Below are 21,018 nucleotides of genomic sequence, written 5' to 3' on the forward strand. Positions count from 1 at the left end.
AGTGCGCTGCACCGGGTCGTTGCATCGAGGATCGCTATCCCATACGTTCCGGTTTGCAGTGGATTGTCATACCGGTTTGTATCGACCGGTAGTAGCTCATATCAGCCTCTACAGGGTCGTACCGCGTCGGACCGGCAGGAGCAGACAGACCATGCCCCCCACACCCGCAACACCCCCCACACCTGCAACACCTCCCGCACCCGCAACACCCTCCGCCCAGCAGACCTTCGCCCGTCGCCGCGCCGCGTATCTCAGCGAACTCGCCCAGGGCACCGACCACTTCCACGAGCCCCGCCGGCCCGACTGCCCCTGGTGCGGTTCCCGGCGGCTGCGCACCCGCCTGCGCACCCCGGACCTGCTCCAGCACAAGCCCGGCACCTTCGTCGTCGACGAGTGCGAGGACTGCGCCCACGCCTTCCAGAACCCCCGCCTCACCGCCGAGGGCCTGGCCTTCTACTACCGGGACTTCTACGAGAGCCACGAGCACCACGACACCCACGAGGGCTTCGCCGAGCGGATCCTGCGGGCCCGAGCCGGACGCAGACGCCACGAGGCCGCCGCCCGCGCGATGCTCCCGTACCCGGAGCCCGAGAGCTGGCTGGACGTCGGCACCGGCCACGGCCACTTCCCGGCGGCGGCCAAGGAGTTGTACACGTACACGTCCTTCGACGGGCTCGACCCCACCTCGCGCGTCGAGCAGGCGCGGACGGCGGGCCGGGTCGAGGAGGCCCACCACGGCCGGCTGCCCGACCTGGTCGACCGGCTGCGCGCCCGCTACGACGTGGTCAGCATGTTCCACCACCTGGAGCACAGCCCCGACCCGCGCGAGGAACTGCGCGCCGCGCTCGCCGTACTGCGTCCCGGTGGGCATCTGCTCGTCGAAGTCCCGGACCCGGACTGCGCGTTCGGGGCGCTGCTCGGCAAGTGGTGGGTGTCCTACTGCCAGCCGCAGCACCTCCACCTCATGCCGCTGCGCAACCTGCTCGACGAACTCGACGAGCTCGGCTGCACGGTCGTCTCCACCGACCGCCGCGAACCGCACATCCCGTACGACCTGACGGGCGCCCTCGCGCTCGCGATCGGCAACCGGCTGCCGGGCGGCGACGAGCCCTGGCGCCCGAGCCCGCCGACCGACCTCCAGCGCACCCTTCGTACGGCCCTGACCCGGGCCACCACCCCGCTGCTGGCCTCCGCCTTCGCCCTGGACCACGTCCTGGCCCCGCTGCTGCGCCGCACCCGCTTCTCGAACGCGTACCGGATCATCGCCCGCAAGACGGCAGGCAGGCACACTCCCCGCCCGTCGGCCGCCTAGCCCTTCAGGGTGAGAGCCTGCCCCGCCACCACCAGCAGCACGTGCTCGCACTCGGTCGCGAACGCCGCATTGAGGCGGCCGAGTTCGTCGCGGTAGCGGCGGCCGGAGGGGGTGGCGGGGACGATGCCGGAGCCGACTTCGTTGGAGACGGCGACCACCGTGCGGCGGGTCTCGCGGACGGCGGCCGTCAGCTCCTCCACCCGGGCCCGCAGCGCGCGCTCGCCGCCACCGCCCCACTCGTCGTCGTCCCACGCGTTCACCGAGTCCATCGCGTCCGTCAGCCACAACGACAGACAGTCGACGAGCAGCGGCGCCCCGTCGTCCTTCAACAGGGGTACGAGGTCACAGGTCTCGGCGGTACGCCAGGAGCCGGGCCGCCGCTCACGATGGGCGTGCACGCGGGCGGCCCACTCGCCGTCCCCGTTCCGCGTCCCGCCGGTCGCCACGTACAGCACGTCCGGGAAGGCCTCCAGACGCCGCTCGGCCTCCACCGACTTCCCGGACCGGGCCCCGCCGAGCACGAGAGTCCGCCGGGGCACGTCGGGCACGTCCTCGTACACCCCCACGGGCAGCGTCGTACCGTCCGGCACCGCCCGTGCTCCCGCCGCCGCGAGCCGCCGCCCCAGCTCCCGGCCGGGCGGCACGTCGTGGTCGAGGTGCACCGCGATCACGTCCGTGGCCGGCCCGACGGCCCCCGCCACCCGCAGCCGGGCCAGCGCGTCCGGCCGCCCGACGACATCGGCGACCACCATGTCGTACGCCCCGGCCGCCTCCTCAAGCCCCGCGGGCGCCGCGCCCGGCGGCAGATACAGCAGCCGCTGCCCGTCGGGCCCCGTCACCGCGTACCCGGTGCCCGGCGCGTCCATCGGCACAGCCCGCACCCGATGCCCCGTCAGCAGCGCCAGCTCCCGACCGTCCGGCACCCGCCCCGGCTGCGGCAGCCCCGCCGGCACCTCCACCGCGGGCCCGTTGTGCGGATGCGACAGCAACACCTGCCGCACCCCGCCCAACGACCGCCCGGCCCGAGCCGCGGCAAAGGCCGCCCCGGGCGTCAGATCCAGCAACAACGCCCCGTCCACCAGCAGAGCGGCAGCCGCCCGGGCATCCACACCCAGCGCCACCGCACAAGCAGCACAGGGGCAATCGGGCCGAGGCAGTCCCGCAGGCCCACCAGTACCAAGCAAAGTCACTTCCACGGATCTGATTTTCCCGCGTCAACACGGCTTGTGCCCGTCAGGGGGGTACACGGGAGCGCGTCCTGAAGGGGCGCGGGGAACTGCGCGACCAGCCCAAGACAACCCGCAGATGGCACACGACAGTTCTCGACCTGCACCTTTGAACACCGGACAACCAACAGAACACCTAGGCTTCGGGCAAGAGCCCGATCTTGCTGGGAACTTTGGGAGGCTGACATGGCGGCATGGACGTGGCGGTTCGAGAAGGCCGACGGGACGGAAGTCCAGCCCGCGGTCCAGCCCGAGGAGTTCACCACCCAGGGCGACGCGGAGTCCTGGCTCGGCGAACACTGGAAGGCGCTGGCCGAGGCGGGGGCGGACCAGGTCCGGCTCTCCGAGGACGCCACGGAGATCTACGGCCCGATGAGCCTGCACGCAGAGGCTTCCTAGGCCGCCGTAGCCCATACGCGTGAGGGCCGCGGCCGTACGAACGACCGCGGCCCCTGCGCCGCCCACCCTCACCACCCGCCGAAGGCCGTGACACGGCCGGCCACCGCCGGGTCACTGCTCGCCGAGCGTCACCTCGGCGCTCTTCTCGTCACCGTCCCGTGTGTACGTCACCCGCACCTTCCCGCCCGGCTTCCGGTCCGCGAGCGCCTCGGAGAGCGAGGTGATCGTGGTGATCCCGGTGTCACCCAGCCCGGTGATGACGTCCCCGCGCTCGATCCCCGCGTTCGCGGCCGCACCGCCGTCCTTGACCTCGACCACCGCGACCCCGGCGGGCTGGTAGTCGGCGCCCACCACCGTCCGGGCGGTGATGCCGAGCGCGGCCCGCCCCGAATCGGTGACCCTGCCGTCCTCGACGATCTGGTCGGCGACCGTGCGCACCATCGACGCGGGAATCGCGAAGCCGATGCCCGCCGCCGCGCCCTCGCCCATGCCGGGATCGGTCGCGGCGAGCGTCGGGATGCCGATGACCTGCCCGTCGAGGTCGACGAGCGCGCCACCGCTGTTGCCCGGGTTGATCGCGGCCGACGTCTGCACCATGTTGGCGATGGTGGCGCCCGTGCCGCCGTCCGTACTGCCCTCGCTGACGGTGCGTCCGGTCGCCGACACGATGCCCTGGGTGACGCTGGACGACAGCCCGAGCGGTGAACCCATCGCCAGCACGATCTGGCCGACGTCCACCTTCGAGGAGTCCCCGAACGCGGCCGCCCTCAGCCCCTTCGGCTTCCGGTCCAGTTTGACGACCGCGAGATCCTGCTGCGGGTACGTGTAGACGAGCTTGGCGGTCAACTCGTCCTCGCTGTTGGCCGTCGTCACTTCGAAGGTTTTCTCGTCCCCGACCACATGCGCGTTCGTGACGATGTGCCCCTTGTCGTCGTACACGACCCCGGAGCCCAGATCACTGGTCGCCCGGATCTGCACGACCGACGGCAGGACGTCCTTGATCACCTTCTGGTAGGCGTCCTGCAGATCGTTCGCGGCCCGGGGAGCGGCGGCCCGGGCGGCCTCGGTGCCCCGCTCGGCCCCGGTCGACGCCCCACCGCCGGAACACCCGCCGAGCAGGACCACACAGCAGCCGACGATCACGGGAAGGGCCCAGGCAAGGACGCGGCTACGGGGATGGGGGCGGCGACGGGTACGGGTACGGGTACGGGCAAGCGACGCATCATCCATGCCCCGAGTCTTGCCTCGGGGCGGTGGGTCCGGCCTGCGGTGCGGGGCCGAACAGGGGGTTCTCAGCCCCGTACGCCGCACAGGTGAAGCAGGGCCGCCACCCGGCGGTACGGATCCGTCCGCCCGGCCCGCTCCTCGGCGGCCAGCAGCGTCTCCACGTCGTCGGGGACGGTCGCGTCGTCCGCCGCGGTGTCCGTGAAGACCCGCACCCCGTACCAGGCGTGCAGCGGTGCCCCGATCCCGGCGAGTGTGCCGGTGAGCGCGTCGAGCCGGTCGGCCCGTACGTCGAGTCCGAGCCGGTTCGTGTACGCGCTGGTGTCGAAGGACGCCAGGGTGCCCGCCCAGTCGCCGGCCAGCCCCGGCCGCATGGCCAGCGCGTCGGCGTTCCGCACGAGCAGGGAGAGCAGGCCGCCGGGGGCCAGCATCCGGGCGAGCCCGGCGAGGAGGGGGTCGGGCTCCTCGACGTACATCAGCACGCCGTGGCACAGCACCACGTCGAAGCTGCCCGGCAGGAAGTGGACGCCGGTGTCGCGCCCGTCGCTCTCGACGAGCCGCACGCGGCTGCGGATCCCCTCGGGCTCGGCGGCGAGGCTCTCACGCGCGACGGCGATCATCGTGGAGTCCTGCTCGACCCCCGTGACCTGATGCCCGGCCCGGGCCAGCCGCAGCGCCTGCGTGCCCTGGCCCATGCCCACGTCGAGCACGCGCAGCCGCTGCCCCACGGGGAACCGCCCGGCTATCTGCTCGTCGAGCTGCCGGGCGACCAGTTCCTGCCGTACGACATCACGCAGGCCGCCCAGCTTGCTCAGCCAGGCATCGGCCGCGCCCCCCGCGAAAGATGCCGCGCTCAGGGCCGCTCTCCGCGCTTGACCTGCGGCTTCGGCAGCCGGAGGCGACGCATCTGGAGGCTGCGCATCAGTGCGTACGCGACCGCGCCGCGCTTGGGCTCGTCCGGGAAGCGCGCGTTCAGCTGCTTCTTCATGCGGATCGCGATACCGATCGAGTCGACCACGATCATCACGATCACGAAGAGCCACAGCAGCAGCGCCACGTTCTGCAGCTGGGCGATCTGGACCATGCTCAGGACGAGGATGATCACCGCCAGCGGCAGGAAGAACTCGGCGATGCAGAACCGCGAGTCGATGAAGTCGCGCGCGAACTTGCGCACGGGACCCTTGTCACGGGCGGGCAGATAGCGCTCGTCCCCACTGGCCAGCGCCTCGCGCTGCTTCGCCATCTGGGTACGGCGATCGTCACGCTGCCGCTTTGCGGCCTCCTTGCGCGTCGTCGGCGTATTGGCCACGCTTCGGCGCTGGGACTGGGCCTCACTGCGCTTGGGCGTGGGCCGACCCTTGGGGGCCTGCGGGTCACGGGGCTGAGTGGAGTCGGTCAGCGCCTTGTCGGCGGGGGCCTTCTCATCCTTGGCACGGCTACGGAACACAAAACCCAAGGGTAAGGGGTACGGAGGCATGGACGGCAGCCGAGTGGGGAACGATCCGGCAACACCGGTCGTCTGTAGGGGGACAGAGGGGCCCGAAAAGGGGTGGCTGCCTACGGTTCTCCCGGCCGACCCCGGGACGAACCCCGGGGGACACCTACTCCCTACGCCGGAGCAAGATCATTCACAGTCGTCCTTGGGGATGAGCGCATCCGTCCCCGAACAGTGCGGTAATGGATGCAGGGCCCGTACTGTGGGTTCTGTTGCAGTCGCTGGAGCTGGAGTCCGTCAGAAGGGGGCGCGCGAAGCCCATGAGCGGTGTCATGAAGCGTATGGGGATGATCTTCCGCGCGAAGGCGAACAAGGCCCTTGACCGGGCCGAGGACCCGCGCGAAACCCTCGACTACTCGTACCAGAAGCAGCTGGAGCTGCTGCAGAAGGTGCGCCGGGGAGTCGCCGATGTGGCGACCTCCCGAAAGCGCCTGGAGCTGCAGCTGAACCAGCTCCAGAGCCAGTCCTCCAAGCTGGAGGACCAGGGCCGCAAGGCACTCGCGCTCGGCCGGGAGGACCTGGCCCGTGAGGCGCTGTCGCGCCGTGCCGCGCTCCAGCAGCAGGTCACCGACCTGGAGACGCAGCACCAGACCCTCCAGGGCGAGGAGGAGAAGCTCACCCTCGCGGCGCAGCGGCTCCAGGCCAAGGTCGACGCCTTCCGGACCAAGAAGGAAACGATCAAGGCGACGTACACGGCCGCCCAGGCGCAGACCCGCATCGGCGAGGCCTTCTCGGGCATCTCCGAGGAGATGGGCGACGTCGGCATGGCCATCCAGCGGGCCGAGGACAAGACCGCGCAGCTCCAGGCGCGCGCCGGTGCCATCGACGAGCTGCTCGCCTCCGGCGCCCTCGACGACTCCTCCGGGCTCGCCAAGGACGACATCCAGACCGAGCTCGACCGGCTCTCCGGCGGCACGGACGTGGAGCTTGAGCTCCAGCGCATGAAGGCCGAGCTGTCCGGCGGTTCCTCCTCCCAGCAGGCGATCGAGGGCGGCAAGGACCAGACTCAGTCCCAGCAGAAGCCGCAGGACACCCCGCGCTTCGACAAGCAGTAGCAGCAGCCGCAGGCAGTAGTCCCACGCCGAGGAGGGCGTCATGATCGTACGGATCATGGGGGAGGGACAGGTGAGGCTGGACGACGGCCACCTCACCGAACTGAACAAGCTGGACGACGAACTCCTCGCGGAGATGGAGTCCGGTGACGAGGAGGGCTTCCGGCGCACGCTGGGGGCGCTCCTCGACGCGGTCCGCCGCCTGGGCGCGCCACTTCCCGACGCCGCCCTCGAACCCTCCGAACTGATCCTCCCGTCCCCGGACGCAACCCTCTCCGAGGTCCGAGAGATGCTCAACGACGACGGCTTGATCCCCGGCTGACCTTTTTTCGCCCCCGCCGCCCCTACCCGTCCCGTCCCTGGGGGCTGCGCCCCCAGACCCCCGTATCGCGCTGAACGCGCTCGTCCTCAAACGCCGGACGGGCTGAGTGTGTCGGCCCGGGCTGCGAAATCTTCAGCCCCTCCGGCGTCCGAATCTTCAGCCCCTCCGGCGTTTGAGGAGCGGGGGTTCGGGGGCGGAGCCCCTGAGTAAGGGACGGGAATGGGTAGGGGCGGCGGGGGCGAAAAACATGGGACCCGGCCCGATTACCGGTGGCACCAGTTCCGCCCCCTGCAAGGGCCCCGTACCGTAAACAATCGTGAGCACACTGGAGCGCGCCCGGACCCGCCTGCGGGCATACCCGCTGGTGGTGGACGGCGCCCTCGCGGCAGCGGTCCTCGCCTGCATGGTCGTCGGCTCGTTCGCGGAGCCGAACGGCAGACACGGAGGCCCGGACTGGGGCACCCGCACCCCGGACCTCCTCAGCCTCACCCTCATACTGCTGGCCGCGACCGCCCTGGTCTTCCGCCGCGGCCACCCCCTGAGGGTCCTCGCCGCGACGAGCGCCCTGTCGGTCGTGGAGTTCGTGACGGGCGACCCCAGGGCCCCCGTGGTGATGTCCGCCGTCGTCGCCCTCTACACGGTGGCGTCGGCGACCGACCGGCCCACCACCTGGCGCGTGGGCCTCCTCACCATGACGGTCCTGACCGGCATCGCCATGCTCGCAGGCCCTCTGCCCTGGTACGCACAGGAGAACCTCGGCATCTTCGCCTGGACCGGCATGGCCGCAGCCGCGGGCGACGCGGTCCGCAGCCGCCGCGCCTTCGTGCACGCCATACGCGAACGAGCCGAGCGCGCCGAGCGCACCCGCGAGGAGGAGGCCCGCCGCCGCGTCGCCGAGGAACGCCTCCGTATCGCCCGCGACCTGCACGACGTCGTAGCCCACCACATCGCCCTCGTCAACGTGCAGGCCGGAGTGGCCGCGCACATCATGGACAAGCGCCCCGACCAGGCCAAGGAAGCCCTCGCCCACGTCCGCGAGGCCAGCCGCTCCGCGCTCAACGAACTCCGCGCCACGGTCGGCCTGCTGAGACAGTCCGGCGACCCCGAGGCGCCCACCGAACCGGCCCCGGGCCTGCACCGCCTCGAAGAACTCGTCGGCACCTTCCGCAGCGCGGGCCTGCCCGTGGAGGTGGCCCGCACCGACCACGGCACCACCCTCCCCGCCGCCGTCGACCTGGCCGCGTACCGCGTCATCCAGGAAGCCCTCACCAATGTGCAGAAGCACGCGGGCCCCGAAGCGAAGGCCGAGGTCAGCGTCGTACGCGTGGGACCGAACGTGGAGATCACCGTCCTCGACAACGGGCCGGGCGACGACGCGGAGGCCCGTCTTGAGGAGAACGGCGGCCACGGACTGCTCGGCATGCGCGAGCGGGTCACCGCGCTGAGCGGCGTCTGCACCGCCGGACCCCGATACGGAGGCGGCTTCCGGGTCCATGCGATCCTGCCGGTCAAGAGCCGCACCGGAAGCACCGCGTCCACCGCGGCGGCACCCGCACCTGCACCCGCACCCGCACCGGCATCCAGACCGGCGGCCTCGACCACGGCACCCACGGGGGACCCCGCATGACCATCCGCGTCCTGCTCGCCGACGACCAGGCACTGCTGCGCAGCGCGTTCCGCGTGCTGGTCGACTCCGAGCCCGACATGGAGGTCGTGGGAGAGGCCTCGGACGGGGCGGAGGCCGTGCGGCTGGCCCGTGACGAGCGGGCCGACGTCGTGCTCATGGACATCCGCATGCCCGGCACCGACGGTCTCGCCGCGACACGGCTCATCAGCGCCGACCCGGGCCTCGCCCACGTGCGGGTCGTCATGCTGACGACCTTCGAGGTCGACGAGTACGTGGTGCAGTCGCTGCGCGCCGGAGCCTCCGGGTTCCTCGGCAAGGGCTCCGAGCCGGACGAACTGCTCAACGCGATCCGGATCGCGGCGGGCGGCGAGGCGCTGCTGTCGCCGGCCGCCACCAAGGGGCTGATCGCCAAGTTCCTCGCCCAGGGTGACGGCGATGACGACGACCGGGACCCCGGCCGCGCCGAACGCCTCGAAGCGCTCACCGTCCGCGAACGCGAGGTCCTCGTCCAGGTCGCCGGCGGGCACTCCAACGACGAGATCGCCGAGCGCCTCACGGTCAGCCCGCTCACGGTGAAGACGCACGTCAACCGTGCCATGGCCAAGCTGGGAGCCCGCGACCGGGCACAGCTGGTGGTCATCGCGTACGAGTCCGGACTGGTACGCCCAAGGGTGGAGTGAGCTCCACCCGCACGTACTGCGGGCGCGGTATGCGCCGCATAAGGAACGGGACCTGGGGGCGACGGTCGGGGCCCCGGCCATGGCTCAGAGTGATAGGCAGACGCTCACATGAGCCCATTCTGCCGCTCCAGAGACTCAAGCCACAGAAGAGAGACCCGTCACCCATGTCCTGGCTGTCCCGCTTCAGCCTCGCCCAACGTGCCCTCATCGGGCTGATGTCGATCATCGCCCTGGTCTTCGGGGCGATAGCGATCCCGCAGCTCAAGCAGCAGCTGCTGCCCACCATCGAACTGCCCATGGTGTCGGTGATCGCGCCGTACCAGGGCGCGTCCCCCGACGTGGTCGAGAAGCAGGTCGTCGAGCCCATCGAGGACAACCTCGAAGCGGTCGACGGGATCTCCGGCGTCACCTCCACGGCCAGCGAGGGCAACGCCCTGATCATGGCCTCCTTCGACTACGGCAACGACTCCGCCCGGATCGTCGCCGACGTCCAGCAGGCCGTGAACCGCGCCCGTGTGCAACTCCCCGACGACGTGGACCCGCAGGTCGTCGCCGGTTCCACCGACGACATCCCGACCGTGGTCCTCGCGGTCACCTCCGACAAGGACCAGCAGGCCCTCTCGGACCAGCTCGACCGCACAGTCGTCCCCGCGCTGAAGGACATCGACGGCGTCGGCCAGGTCACCGTCGACGGCGTACAGGACCTCCAGGTCTCGGTCACGCCCGACGACGCGAAGCTCGCGAAGGCCGGGCTGAACACGGCCGCGCTCGGCCAGGCCCTCCAGGCGGGCGGCGCGACCCTCCCCGCCGGCTCCTTCGACGAGGACGGCAGCAACCGCACGGTCCAGGTCGGCGGCGGCTTCACCTCGCTCAAACAGATCCAGGACCTGATGGTCACCGGCGAGGGCGTCAAGAAGCCCGTACGCCTCGGTGACATCGCCACCGTCGAGGAGGAGCCCGCCAGGGCGGACTCCATCACCCGCACCGACGGCAAGCCCAGCCTCGCCGTCTCCGTCACCATGGACCACGACGGCAGCGCGGTCGCGGTCTCCGACGCGGTCCAGGACAAGCTGCCCGGCCTGCGCAAGGACCTCGGCTCCGGCGCGACGCTGACCGTCGTCAGCGACCAGGGCCCGGCCGTCTCCAAGTCCATCAAGGGCCTGACCACCGAGGGCGCACTCGGTCTGCTCTTCGCGGTCCTGGTCATCCTGGTCTTCCTGGCGTCGATCCGCTCGACGCTGGTCACCGCGGTCTCCATCCCGCTGTCGGTCGTCCTCGCGCTGATCGTGCTGTGGACGCGCAGCGAGTCGCTCAACATCCTCACGCTGGGCGCCCTGACCATAGCCATCGGCCGGGTCGTCGACGACTCGATCGTGGTGCTGGAGAACATCAAGCGGCACCTCGGCTACGGCGAGGAGCGCCAGGAGGCGATCCTCAAGGCCGTACGCGAGGTCGCGGGCGCGGTCACCTCCTCGACGCTCACCACGGTCGCGGTGTTCCTGCCCATCGGTCTGACCGGCGGCATGGTCGGCGAGCTCTTCGGCTCGTTCTCCCTCACCGTCACGGCGGCCCTGCTGGCCTCGCTGCTCGTCTCGCTGACGGTCGTACCGGTGCTCTCGTACTGGTTCCTGCGTGCGCCCAAGGACGTGCGCGGCATCGACCCGGAGGAGGCGCGCCGCAAGGCCGAGGAGAAGGAGGCGCGCAGCCGTCTCCAGCGTCTCTACGTGCCCGTGCTGCGCTTCGCGACCCGCCGCCGCCTCACCAGCGTGGCGATCGCCGTGGTGGTCCTCGTCGGCACGTTCGGTATGACGCCGCTGCTGAAGACGAACTTCTTCGACCAGGGTGAGCAGGAAGTCATCACGGTCAAGCAGGAGTTGAAGCCCGGCACCAGCCTGGCGGCGACCGACGCCGAGGCCAAGAAGGTCGAGAAGATGCTCGACGGCGTCAAGGGCGTCGAGGACTACCAGGTCACGGTCGGCTCCTCCGGCTTCATGGCCGCGTTCGGCGGGGGCACGGACACCAACCAGGCCTCCTACACCGTCAAGGTCGCCGACTCGGCCTCCTTCGACGACGTCCAGGACGGGATCGAGGAGGGGCTCGGCAAGCTCTCCGGGATCGGTACGACGACGGTCGCGGCCGGTGACGGCTTCGGCAGCCAGGACCTGAGCGTCGTGGTGAAGTCCGCCGACGCCGCCGTACTGCGCGAGGCCGCCGAGGAGGTCCGCGACGCGGTCGCCGGGCTCGACGACGTCACCGACGTCACCAGCGACCTCGCCCAGTCCGTGCCGCGGATCTCGGTCAGGGCCAACGACAAGGCCGCCGCGGCCGGGTTCAACGACACGACCCTCGGTGCGGCCGTCGCCCAGGCGGTGCGCGGCACCACCAGCGGCAAGGCGATCCTGGACGACACCGAGCGCGACGTCGTCATCAAGTCGGCGAAGCCGGCCGAGACGCTGTCCGAGCTGAGGAGCCTCAGCCTCGGGTCCGTGAAGCTCGGTGACATCGCGACGGTGAAGCTGGTCGACGGGCCGGTCTCGATGACCCGTATCGACGGTCAGCGCGCCGCCACCATCACGGCGAAGCCGACCGGTGACAACACGGGCGCGGTCAGTGCCGACCTCACGGCCGAGCTCGACAAGCTGAAGCTGCCGGCCGGTGCCACGGCCGCCATCGGCGGTGTGTCCGAGGACCAGGACGACGCGTTCGCGTCCCTCGGCCTCGCGATGCTCGCGGCGATCGCGATCGTGTTCATGCTGCTGGTCGCGACCTTCCGGTCGCTGATCCAGCCGCTGATCCTGCTCGTCTCGATCCCGTTCGCGGCGACGGGTGCGATCGGTCTGCTGATCATCACCGGTACGCCGATGGGTGTGCCGTCGATGATCGGCATGCTGATGCTCATCGGCATCGTCGTCACCAACGCGATCGTGCTGATCGACCTGATCAACCAGTACCGCAAGCAGGGCTACGGGGTTGTCGAGGCCGTGGTGGAAGGCGGCAGGCACCGCCTCCGCCCGATCCTCATGACGGCCCTGGCGACCATCTTCGCGCTGCTGCCCATGGCGCTCGGCATCACCGGCGAGGGCGGCTTCATCGCCCAGCCGCTGGCGGTGGTGGTGATCGGCGGTCTGATCACGTCGACGCTGCTCACCCTGCTCCTGGTGCCGACGCTCTACGCGATGGTCGAACTCCGCAAGGAGCGCCGCGCGAAGAAGAAGGCGGCGAAGCGGGGGGAGAAGGCCGAGGCCTCCGACTCCTCTGACAAGCCTGAGCCCGTGGGGGTGTAGGTGGGGGCTCCGCCCCCGAACCCCCGTTGCGCAGTTCCCCGCGCCCCTGAAAAGGGGCGCGGGGAACTGCGCGGTCTTTTGGCTTTACGGCAACGCCAGCATCCGCTCAAGGGCCAGCTTCGCGAACTGCTCGGTCTCCCGGTCCACCTCGATGCGGTTGACGAGGTTGCCCTCGGCCAGGGACTCCAGGGTCCAGACCAGGTGGGGCAGGTCGATACGGTTCATGGTCGAGCAGAAGCAGACCGTCTTGTCGAGGAAGACGACCTCCTTGTCCTCGCTCGCGAAACGGTTCGCCAGCCGCCGTACGAGATTCAGCTCCGTGCCGATCGCCCACTTGGAACCGGCCGGAGCCGCCTCCAGGGCCTTGATGATGTACTCCGTGGAACCCACGTAGTCGGCCGCCTCGACGACCTCGTGCTTGCACTCGGGATGCACCAGGACGTTCACACCGGGGATCCGGGCGCGCACGTCGTTGACCGAGTCGACGGAGAAACGGCCGTGCACCGAGCAGTGACCCCGCCACAGGATCATCTTGGCGTCGCGGAGCTGCTCCGCCGTGAGCCCGCCGTTCGGCTTGTGGGGGTTGTAGAGGACGCAGTCCTCCAGAGTCATCCCCATGTCGCGGACGGCCGTGTTGCGGCCCAGGTGCTGGTCGGGCAGGAAGAGGACCTTCTCGCCCTGTTCGAAGGCCCACTCCAGGGCGCGCTGGGCATTGGACGACGTGCAGATCGTGCCCCCGTGCTTGCCGGTGAACGCCTTGATGTCCGCGGAGGAGTTCATGTAGGAGACGGGCACGACCTGCTCGGCTATGCCGGCGTCGGTCAGCACGTCCCAGCACTCGGCGACCTGCTCGGCGGTGGCCATGTCGGCCATCGAGCAGCCGGCGGCCAGGTCGGGCAGGACGACCTTCTGGTCGTCGGAGGTCAGGATGTCCGCCGACTCGGCCATGAAGTGCACACCGCAGAACACGATGTACTCGGCCTCGGGGCGCGCGGCGGCGTCCTTGGCCAGCTTGAAGGAGTCACCCGTGACGTCCGCGAACTGGATGACCTCGTCGCGCTGATAGTGGTGGCCGAGGACGAAGACCTTGCTCCCGAGCTTCTCCTTGGCCGCGCGGGCGCGCTCGACCAGGTCCGGGTCGGACGGCGAGGGCAGGTCACCGGGACATTCGACGCCGCGCTCGCTCCTCGGGTCGGCCTCACGGCCGAGGAGCAGCAGGGCGAGGGGCGTCGGCTGTACGTCGAGCTCCTGGGTCTGGGCGGTGGTCACGACACGCACCCTTTCTGTTCTGCGGCCCGCTTGGATCGACCGGCTGGAACGATCAAGCAGAACAAGCCTTTTCGTCGAAATGACGTTATCTATCATAACCGCTTCACGTCACTTTGACGATGCCCATAGCGTCCATGTGACGTGAATCCCGTGCGGTGGTCGGTGGGGTGGTCACGGCGTGATCGGTGAGGTCGGTGCGGTGGTTGTCCACAGGCCGTTTTCCGCTTCGGGGCGGGTGTGCGAGCATGAAGAGAGAAGCCAAAGACTTAACGCTCGGCGCGGAATGAATCCGCGGCTCCGCCGGTTGCAACCGTCGGCAAGCAGTCTCCGTACAACCCGGGAGAGAAGCAGATGTCCGTATCGGACGAGACCACCACCGTGAGCGACGGCATCCTCCTGTCGGACGCCGCCGCGGCCAAGGTCAAGGGCCTGCTGGAGCAGGAAGGCCGCGACGATCTGGCGCTGCGTGTCGCCGTTCAGCCCGGCGGCTGCTCCGGCCTGCGGTACCAGCTCTTCTTCGACGAGCGCTCCCTCGACGGCGATGTCGTCAAGGAGTTCGGCAGCGTGAAGGTCGTCACCGACCGCATGAGCGCTCCGTACCTGGGCGGCGCCTCCATCGACTTCGTGGACACCATCGAGAAGCAGGGCTTCACGATCGACAACCCGAACGCGACGGGTTCCTGCGCCTGCGGCGACTCGTTCAGCTAAGCCTGCTGCTTGCGTTTGACGGATGACGGCCGGGTCCGTCGTCCCGGACGACAACGAAAGGCGGCGCCCCCTCCAACAGGGCGCCGCCTTTCGCGTATCAGCGGGTTCTCGCGTACCGGCGGGTGCGCGTCCTCCGCGTACCGGTGACCGGGCGTCCCCGGCTACCGGGTCCCGGTCGGGTTCGGCAGGTCCTTCTCCAGCGGTACGGCCTTGCCGCCCGTGTCGACGACCTTCCGCTCCCCGAGCGATTCCTTGAGCTCGACCTTCTCGTGGAAGACCTTGGCGATCAGGATGCAGACCTGGTCCGTCTTCAGCGTCTCGGTCACCCGGACCGTCACCTTGCCGCCGGACTCCTGCGCCGAGGCCTTGTAGTCACTGCACACCCCGCCCGTGAAGCGCACGGTCAGTTCCTTGCCGTCCGCGCTGTAGCCCTCGACACGGACATCCCGGGTCTCGGTCTTCGGCGCCCCCGTCGTCCCGCCGCCCGGCTCGCTCGTCCGCGGGCTCGGAGCCACCGTCGGGTCGTCGCTCGGGCTGTCGGCCGGAGGCTTCGGGGAGGTCAGATACCGCGGGTCGACCGCGGGATGCGTGACGGTGAAGCCGGCGCCCGCCCCCGAGGGCCGTACCTCGAAGAGCCAGGACGGCACCAGCGCCTGCCGCCCGTCCACGAAGTGCGTGGCCAGACCGAACACGGCGTCCTCGACGACGACGGTCTCGGGCTTCGGCGCCACGGTCGACGTCTCGCAGGGCTTCTCGTCCTTGTCCTTCAGCGGTACGGGACTCGCGCACCCGCCGATCCCCACGCGCCCGCCGTCCGTCCCGGACCCGTTCAGCAGGGCGAGCGTCTTCTCGGCGCTGATGACGGGGTACGTGTCGCTCTTCACCGGGGTCTTCAACTGGCCGCTGCCGCCCACCACTTGGCCGTCCGGGCCGATCTGGAGGCCGGTCGCCCAGCCGTACGTCGGCAGCCCGCCCACCTCCGGGTCCGCGTTCACCACGCGTACGGCGTCCATGAGCTGGCTCGCGTCGAGCTTGGCGTCGTCCTGGCCGACGGCCTTGAGGACGGGCGCGGCGGCCTTCTTCGCCGCGGCCGCGCTCACCGGTTCGGTCTCGGCGCCCCTGGCGTCGGTCTCGGCGCCCTTGGCCGTCCCGCTCGCGCACACCGTGGTGCTCTTGCAGTTGTCGGTGCCGGGCACGAAGCGGTTGAACGTCCAGGTGCCGGGTGCCTTCTTGCTGACCCGCAGACCCGGCCCGGAACCGTCCTTCGTGGCGCCGACCAGCCAGGCGTCGCCCTCCGCCTTCGGTGTGCCCTCCACGCCCAGGGCCTTGGCCAGCTTCGCCACCTCGGCCGCGGTGACCTCGCCCTTCGCGCGGTGGACGGCCGCGGAGGAGGGGCCGTCGGGGAGTTCGCCCTCGGCGCGGTAGGTCGCGCCGTTCGGGTCGGGCTCGCCGGGCGCGATGCCGTTCGTGCCGCCCGTGCCCTTCGCGCTGCCCTCGGTGTAGCCGTCCAGGGCGAGCGGCGGCGGGTTGTCGTCGCCCGGCGTACCGGAGCTGTCCTTGCTTCCACCGCCGCCGGACGCGGTCGTGGCGAAGTACGCCCCGCCGCCCCCGGCGAGCAGCACCGCGGCCGCGACCGAGGCGACGACCACCGGCGAATGCCGCCTGCGCGGCTTGTCCTCGTCGGCGGCCTCGGCCGCGTCGTTGTCGGGTCGCTCGCTGTCCACCGCATCGCTCCTTCTGCCGCACCGCTGTCCCATGAGACCCGCCCCTGACCGGGTCAGGACACAGCAGGGTCGTATCCTGCCTCCCCTTTACGGGGGACGGCGATGGGACGCGACGGGGGAGCGCACGGTTCCCTCCGGGGGGAGCGGGTTGAAACTGCGTGCCGTCCGTGGCAGGTCGCGCCCGCGCGGCGGAGTCGCACGATGTCACAGCCCCGCGCCCCCTTCAGGGCGTGGACTAGTCGCCGTAGTCCGACATCGAGTCCAGGAGACGGGCAGACGCCGGAGGGACCGTCACGCCGTGGATGAGTGACGGGGACACCGGAAGCGCGGTGACCCTGGCGGGAGCCGACCAGTGCGGGACCATGCGGGCGCAGTCGCCCCGCAGCTCGGCCAGACCGCCTTCGAGATCGAGCGGAGCGTCGCCATGGATCTTGAGGTTCGTCATAGCGGAACCGTAAGCACCGCATGCCCTACGAAAAAAGCCCTACTATTGGGTAGTTTTGCCTGCTTCGAAGCCGCGGCGCCGACCCGATAGCGTTAGATGTCAATCTCCCTCCTCGCAGGAGCGTGTCCTAGCCGTGCGTATCGCAGTCTCGGGCTCCATCGCCACAGACCACCTCATGACCTTCCCCGGCCGCTTTGCCGACCAGCTGGTCGCGGATCAGCTGCACACGGTCTCCCTCTCCTTCCTGGTCGACAATCTCGACGTACGCCGGGGCGGCGTGGGCGCGAACATCGCCTTCGGCATGGGCCAGCTCGGCACCTCGCCGATCCTGGTCGGGGCGGCGGGCTCCGACTTCGACGAGTACCGCGCCTGGCTGGACCGGCACGGCGTCGACACCGCGTCCGTACGGATCTCCGAGGTGCTGCACACCGCTCGCTTCGTCTGCACCACGGACGCCGACCACAACCAGATCGGCTCCTTCTACACCGGCGCCATGAGCGAGGCCCGCCTCATCGAGCTCAAGGCGGTCGCCGACCGTGTGGGCGGACTCGACCTGGTCCTGATCGGCGCGGACGACCCCGAGGGCATGCTCCGGCACACCGAGGAGTGCCGGACCCGCTCGATCCCCTTCGCCGCCGACTTCTCCCAGCAGATCGCGCGCATGAACGGCGACGAGATCAGGCTGCTGCTCGACGGCGCGACGTACCTCTTCTCGAACGAGTACGAGAAGGGGCTCATCGAGTCCAAGACCGGCTGGAGCGACGCGGAGATCCTTTCGAGGGTCGGCCACCGGGTGACCACCCTCGGGGCGCGCGGTGTGCGGATCGAGGGGGTCGGGGCGGACACGATCGAGGTCGGTGTGCCCGAGGAGACGGCGAAGGTCGACCCCACCGGGGTCGGGGACGCCTTCCGGGCCGGGTTCCTGTCGGGGCTGGCCTGGGGGGTCTCGCACGAGCGGGCCGCGCAGGTGGGCTGCATGCTCGCGACGCTCGTCATCGAGACCAAGGGGACGCAGGAGTACCAGTTGCGGCGGTCGCACTTCCTGGACCGGTTCACGAAGGCGTACGGGCATGACGCCGCGACGGAGGTCCAAGGGCACCTGGCCTAGTGCCGGTGCCCTTTGGGCGGGGCGCGTCGGGTCGTTTGTGTCTGCGGGTGCGTGGGGGCTGGTCGCGCCCACGCGGCGGAGCCGCACATGGATACAGCCCCGCGCCCCTGAAGGACGCCGGTGCGCGGGAGTCGCAAATGGATGCGGCCCCGCGCACCTGAGACGCCTACGGCGCCTTGCGGCGGACCACGTAAGCCGTTCCGCCCTCTGTCGGTTCCTCTCCTACGTACTCCTGGTTCCGCATCTCGCACCATGCCGGGATGTCCAGGCGGGCCGCCTCGTCGTCGGAGAGGACGCGGACCGTGCCGCCGACGGGGACGTCGGTGATCACCTTGGCGAGTTCGATCACCGGGATCGGGCAGCGCTTGCCGAGGGCGTCCACGACGAGGGAGTCGTCCTGGGCGACGGTCACGGCGGGGGCGCCCGCCGGGGCGCCCAGCTTCTCGCGGACCGCCGCGACCGTGCGGGGCAGGACGTCCAGGAAGCGCTCCACGTCCTGTGCCGGGGTGCCGAGGGGGAGGGACACCCGGACGTTGCCCTCGCTCAGCACGCCCATGGCCTTCAGGACATGGCTCGGCGTCAGCGTGCTGCTCGTACAGGACGATCCGGACGAAACCGAGAAACCCTCGCGGTCCAGCTCGTGCAGCAGTGTCTCTCCGTCGACATAGAGACAGGAGAAGGTGAGGAGATGGGGGAGCCGGCGCACCGGGTCGCCCACCACCTCCACGTCCGGGACCAGTTCCGGCACCCGCGCACGGATCCGGTCCGTCAGCTCCCGCAGCCGGGCCGACTCGGTGGCCGCCTCCGCGCGTACGGCCCGCAGTGAGGCCGCGGCGGCGACGATCCCGGGGATGTTCTCGAAGCCGGGAGCGCGCCCCGACTCCCGTTCGTCGGCCGGGCCCTGAGAGGCGTACCGCACCCCCTTGCGCACGACGAGCAGCCCGACCCCGGCGGGCCCGCCCCACTTGTGGGCGCTGCCCGTCAGCACCGACCAGCCGCCCTCGACCTGCCCCCAGGCCAGCGACTGGGCCGCGTCCACCAGAAGGGGGACGCCCGCGGCGCGGCACGCCTCGGCGACGGCGGCCACCGGCTGCTCCGTACCCACCTCGTGGTTGGCGGACTGGAGACAGGCGAGCGCCGTGTCGGGGCGCAGGGCCTCGGCATACGCGTCGGGGGAGACCATGCCCGTGCGCAGAACGGGCACTTCGGACACCGTGCCGCCCTGGTCCCGGTGCATCCCGGCCGAATGGAGCACCGAAGAGTGTTCGACCGCGGACACGATCAGGTGGCGTCCGACGCGGTGGCGTCCCGCGAGCGTGCCGGCGATCCCGGTGTGGACCGCCCGTGTGCCGGAGGTGGTGAACACCAGCTCGTCCGGGCGGCAGCCGATCGCCTCCGCGGCGGCCTCGCGGGCGGCGTCCAGGAGGAGCCGCGCCCGCCGTCCCTCCCGGTAGAGACGGGCCGGGTCGGCCCAGCCCTCGTCAAGGGAGGCCTGGAGGGCCTGGCGGGCCACGGGGTGGAGGGGGGCGGAGGATGCGGCGTCGAAGTAGGACACGACCTCACGCTATTCCGTCTGGTCGGGTAGGGGCGTGCTGGGTCGGTTCGTCGGCTGCGGGTTGTGGCGGCTGGTCGCGCCCACGCGACGGAGCCGGGTATGGACACAGCCCCGCGCCTCTCAAGGCAAAGCGCAGGGGCGCGGGGCACTGCACGACCAGCCGCACCGCACCCGCACCCGCCGACGAACCGGACCACCCGAGTCCACAGGCGCCCCGCGACGGGCCGTCACATACGGCCCGGAGCCCCGCATTCCACCCCTTCGGGGTGAGCCGCGGCGCGTTGGGGACCCTCCCCGCGCGACCCCAAAAAGCGTCCAGTAGGGTTTGCTCCGCATAAACATCCAAACCCCTGCCCGACGCAGGGCGGCGACCGACCAGCGAGAAGGCCGCAGCCAACAGCGCGGGCGAGACTCTCGGGAAGGCGCTACGTGAGTCCCTACGGCTCCGACCGCTCGCCGCGGCGCCCGATGCGGCGGAAGCTGCTGCAGGCACTGACTGCGGGCCTGGTCCTGGCGACCGCCACCGGTTGCACATACAAGGACTTTCCCCGTCTTGGTATGCCCACCCCGACCACGGAAGAGGCTCCGCGGATCCTCTCCCTGTGGCAGGGCTCGTGGGCTGCGGCGCTCGTCACGGGCGTGCTGGTCTGGGGCCTGATCCTGTGGAGTGCGTTCTTCCACCGGCGCAGCCGCACCAAGGTCGAAGTTCCTCCGCAGACCCGGTACAACATGCCCATCGAGGCGCTGTACACGGTGGTCCCGCTCATCATCGTCTCGGTGCTCTTCTACTTCACGGCCCGCGACGAGACGAAGCTCCTCAGCCTCGACAAGAAGCCCGACGTGACGGTCAACGTCGTCGGCTTCCAGTGGAGCTGGGGCTTCAACTACATCGAGAACGTCGACGGCTCCACCGGTGACGCGAAGACCGACAAGAACCTCGACGCGATTCCGGACAGGTTCAAGGAGCAGTTCCCGGAGAACGCCGGCGGCGTCTACGACGTCGGCACGCCTGCCACGAAGAACCCGCAGAACGGCAACCCCGGTCCGACCCTCTGGCTTCCCAAGGGCAAGACGGTCCGCTTCGTCCTCACTTCGCGTGACGTCATCCACTCCTTCTGGGTGGTGCCGTTCCTCATGAAGCAGGACGTCATCCCGGGCCACACCAACTCCTTCCAGGTGACTCCCAACAAGGAGGGCACCTTCATGGGCAAGTGCGCCGAGCTCTGCGGTGTCGACCATTCCCGGATGCTGTTCAACGTGAAGGTCGTCTCTCCCGAGCGCTACGAGGCCCACCTCAAGGAGCTCGCCGAGAAGGGTCAGACCGGTTACGTCCCGGCCGGTATCGAGCAGACGGACCACGAGAAGAACCGGGAGACGAACAACCTGTGAGCATCCTCAATGAACCTCAGGGTGCCGCCGCGGCCGAAGACTCGTACGAGAACGAGCTACCGGTACGGCGCAAGCAGCCCGGCAACGTTGTGATCAAGTGGCTCACCACCACTGACCACAAGACGATCGGTACGTTGTACCTGGTCACGTCGTTCGCGTTCTTCTGCATCGGTGGCGTGATGGCGCTGTTCATGCGCGC

Annotated in this window: 18 protein-coding genes and 1 pseudogene; 11 read left to right on the forward strand and 8 right to left on the reverse strand. The window is 70.3% G+C overall.

Going from position 1 to position 21,018, the window contains the following annotated elements:
* Positions 1 to 151 precede the first annotated feature (151 nt).
* Positions 152 to 1,312: a class I SAM-dependent methyltransferase gene (locus ACZ5VQ_RS41110; protein WP_469109466.1), complete on the forward strand. Its 1,161-nt coding sequence runs from the start codon at positions 152 to 154 to the stop codon at positions 1,310 to 1,312.
* On the opposite strand, the gene ACZ5VQ_RS41115 is transcribed toward ACZ5VQ_RS41110, so the two are convergent.
* Entirely contained in the window at positions 1,309 to 2,508 is a 1,200-nt protein-coding gene (locus ACZ5VQ_RS41115) for a bifunctional adenosylcobinamide kinase/adenosylcobinamide-phosphate guanylyltransferase (RefSeq protein WP_469109467.1), read from the reverse strand. The two genes, ACZ5VQ_RS41110 and ACZ5VQ_RS41115, sit on opposite strands and share 4 nt — an antisense overlap.
* 216 nt (positions 2,509 to 2,724) lie before the next feature.
* Here ACZ5VQ_RS41115 and ACZ5VQ_RS41120 point away from each other — a divergent pair, with 216 nt between their 5' ends.
* Positions 2,725 to 2,937, forward strand: a complete 213-nt coding sequence (locus ACZ5VQ_RS41120; protein ID WP_055618417.1) for a hypothetical protein — start codon at positions 2,725 to 2,727, stop codon at positions 2,935 to 2,937.
* A gap of 111 nt (positions 2,938 to 3,048) precedes the next feature.
* Here the strand turns inward: ACZ5VQ_RS41120 and ACZ5VQ_RS41125 are convergent, their stop codons facing one another.
* The 3 genes from ACZ5VQ_RS41125 to ACZ5VQ_RS41135 all read right to left on the reverse strand — a co-directional run bounded on the left by ACZ5VQ_RS41125 (position 3,049) and on the right by ACZ5VQ_RS41135 (position 5,638).
* Positions 3,049 to 4,167: a S1C family serine protease gene (locus ACZ5VQ_RS41125; RefSeq protein ID WP_469109468.1), complete on the reverse strand. Its 1,119-nt coding sequence runs from the start codon at positions 4,165 to 4,167 to the stop codon at positions 3,049 to 3,051.
* A gap of 62 nt (positions 4,168 to 4,229) precedes the next feature.
* Positions 4,230 to 4,934 (reverse strand): methyltransferase domain-containing protein, encoded by a 705-nt coding sequence (locus ACZ5VQ_RS41130; protein ID WP_359854356.1) that lies wholly within the window; start codon positions 4,932 to 4,934, stop codon positions 4,230 to 4,232.
* A gap of 80 nt (positions 4,935 to 5,014) precedes the next feature.
* The gene (locus ACZ5VQ_RS41135) at positions 5,015 to 5,638 is read right to left on the reverse strand and encodes a DUF3043 domain-containing protein (protein WP_189838317.1); all 624 of its coding nucleotides are present in this window, start codon (positions 5,636 to 5,638) and stop codon (positions 5,015 to 5,017) included.
* A 278-nt stretch (positions 5,639 to 5,916) separates the two neighbouring features.
* Between ACZ5VQ_RS41135 and ACZ5VQ_RS41140 the strand changes: the two genes are divergently transcribed.
* The 5 genes from ACZ5VQ_RS41140 (at position 5,917) to ACZ5VQ_RS41160 (ending at position 12,621) form a co-directional block, all read left to right on the forward strand.
* A complete protein-coding gene (locus tag ACZ5VQ_RS41140) occupies positions 5,917 to 6,711 on the forward strand; it encodes a PspA/IM30 family protein (protein ID WP_469109482.1) in 795 nt (264 codons plus the stop codon).
* A 40-nt stretch (positions 6,712 to 6,751) separates the two neighbouring features.
* A complete protein-coding gene (gene pspAA, locus ACZ5VQ_RS41145) occupies positions 6,752 to 7,030 on the forward strand; it encodes a PspA-associated protein PspAA (protein WP_143631130.1) in 279 nt (92 codons plus the stop codon).
* A gap of 316 nt (positions 7,031 to 7,346) precedes the next feature.
* The gene (locus tag ACZ5VQ_RS41150) at positions 7,347 to 8,657 is read left to right on the forward strand and encodes a sensor histidine kinase (protein WP_469109469.1); all 1,311 of its coding nucleotides are present in this window, start codon (positions 7,347 to 7,349) and stop codon (positions 8,655 to 8,657) included.
* Positions 8,654 to 9,337: a response regulator transcription factor gene (locus ACZ5VQ_RS41155; protein WP_189838320.1), complete on the forward strand. Its 684-nt coding sequence runs from the start codon at positions 8,654 to 8,656 to the stop codon at positions 9,335 to 9,337. Before ACZ5VQ_RS41150 ends, ACZ5VQ_RS41155 begins: the two co-directional genes overlap by 4 nt.
* A gap of 164 nt (positions 9,338 to 9,501) precedes the next feature.
* The gene (locus ACZ5VQ_RS41160; protein WP_469109470.1) at positions 9,502 to 12,621 is read left to right on the forward strand and encodes an efflux RND transporter permease subunit; all 3,120 of its coding nucleotides are present in this window, start codon (positions 9,502 to 9,504) and stop codon (positions 12,619 to 12,621) included.
* Positions 12,622 to 12,705: 84 nt separating this feature from the next.
* Here ACZ5VQ_RS41160 and nadA read toward each other — a convergent pair whose 3' ends face one another.
* The gene (nadA, locus tag ACZ5VQ_RS41165; RefSeq protein WP_469109471.1) at positions 12,706 to 13,890 is read right to left on the reverse strand and encodes a quinolinate synthase NadA; all 1,185 of its coding nucleotides are present in this window, start codon (positions 13,888 to 13,890) and stop codon (positions 12,706 to 12,708) included.
* Between the two features lie 351 nt (positions 13,891 to 14,241).
* Between nadA and ACZ5VQ_RS41170 the strand changes: the two genes are divergently transcribed.
* Positions 14,242 to 14,598 carry a HesB/IscA family protein gene (locus ACZ5VQ_RS41170; RefSeq protein ID WP_200398763.1) on the forward strand — a complete coding sequence of 119 codons (357 nt, stop codon included), beginning with the start codon at positions 14,242 to 14,244 and terminating at the stop codon, positions 14,596 to 14,598.
* 161 nt (positions 14,599 to 14,759) lie between these two features.
* Here ACZ5VQ_RS41170 and ACZ5VQ_RS41175 read toward each other — a convergent pair whose 3' ends face one another.
* Entirely contained in the window at positions 14,760 to 16,322 is a 1,563-nt protein-coding gene (locus ACZ5VQ_RS41175) for a hypothetical protein (RefSeq protein WP_469109472.1), read from the reverse strand.
* A gap of 235 nt (positions 16,323 to 16,557) precedes the next feature.
* Entirely contained in the window at positions 16,558 to 16,767 is a 210-nt protein-coding gene (locus ACZ5VQ_RS41180; RefSeq protein WP_469109473.1) for a hypothetical protein, read from the reverse strand.
* 133 nt (positions 16,768 to 16,900) lie between these two features.
* Here ACZ5VQ_RS41180 and ACZ5VQ_RS41185 point away from each other — a divergent pair, with 133 nt between their 5' ends.
* Positions 16,901 to 17,875, forward strand: a complete 975-nt coding sequence (locus tag ACZ5VQ_RS41185; protein WP_362086785.1) for a carbohydrate kinase family protein — start codon at positions 16,901 to 16,903, stop codon at positions 17,873 to 17,875.
* Positions 17,876 to 18,041: 166 nt separating this feature from the next.
* Here ACZ5VQ_RS41185 and ACZ5VQ_RS41190 read toward each other — a convergent pair whose 3' ends face one another.
* On the reverse strand, positions 18,042 to 19,430 hold the full coding sequence (locus ACZ5VQ_RS41190) for an aminotransferase class V-fold PLP-dependent enzyme (protein WP_469109474.1): 1,389 nt from the start codon (positions 19,428 to 19,430) through the stop codon (positions 18,042 to 18,044).
* A 429-nt stretch (positions 19,431 to 19,859) separates the two neighbouring features.
* On the opposite strand from ACZ5VQ_RS41190, the gene ctaC reads away from it, so the two are divergent.
* Complete coding sequence (gene ctaC / locus ACZ5VQ_RS41195; protein ID WP_362086779.1) at positions 19,860 to 20,819, forward strand: aa3-type cytochrome oxidase subunit II; 960 nt, start codon at positions 19,860 to 19,862, stop codon at positions 20,817 to 20,819.
* A pseudogene (locus tag ACZ5VQ_RS41200) lies at positions 20,816 to 21,018 on the forward strand (aa3-type cytochrome oxidase subunit I); the annotation flags it as partial. The gene ctaC and the pseudogene ACZ5VQ_RS41200, both read left to right, overlap by 4 nt.

This window comes from Streptomyces sp. NPDC033178 (assembly GCF_055577685.1).

Excerpts from the sequence above, each read along its gene's own strand:
- ACZ5VQ_RS41110 (WP_469109466.1), top strand. The coding sequence starts at position 152 with ATGCCCCCCACACCCGCAACACCCCCCACACCTGCAACACCTCCCGCA.
- ACZ5VQ_RS41140 (WP_469109482.1), top strand. The coding sequence starts at position 5,917 with ATGAGCGGTGTCATGAAGCGTATGGGGATGATCTTCCGCGCGAAGGCG.
- ACZ5VQ_RS41180 (WP_469109473.1), bottom strand. The coding sequence starts at position 16,767 with ATGACGAACCTCAAGATCCATGGCGACGCTCCGCTCGATCTCGAAGGC.
- ACZ5VQ_RS41125 (WP_469109468.1), bottom strand. The coding sequence starts at position 4,167 with ATGGATGATGCGTCGCTTGCCCGTACCCGTACCCGTACCCGTCGCCGC.
- pspAA (WP_143631130.1), top strand. The coding sequence starts at position 6,752 with ATGATCGTACGGATCATGGGGGAGGGACAGGTGAGGCTGGACGACGGC.
- ACZ5VQ_RS41120 (WP_055618417.1), top strand. The coding sequence starts at position 2,725 with ATGGCGGCATGGACGTGGCGGTTCGAGAAGGCCGACGGGACGGAAGTC.
- ACZ5VQ_RS41170 (WP_200398763.1), top strand. The coding sequence starts at position 14,242 with ATGTCCGTATCGGACGAGACCACCACCGTGAGCGACGGCATCCTCCTG.
- ACZ5VQ_RS41135 (WP_189838317.1), bottom strand. The coding sequence starts at position 5,638 with ATGCCTCCGTACCCCTTACCCTTGGGTTTTGTGTTCCGTAGCCGTGCC.
- ACZ5VQ_RS41155 (WP_189838320.1), top strand. The coding sequence starts at position 8,654 with ATGACCATCCGCGTCCTGCTCGCCGACGACCAGGCACTGCTGCGCAGC.
- ACZ5VQ_RS41160 (WP_469109470.1), top strand. The coding sequence starts at position 9,502 with ATGTCCTGGCTGTCCCGCTTCAGCCTCGCCCAACGTGCCCTCATCGGG.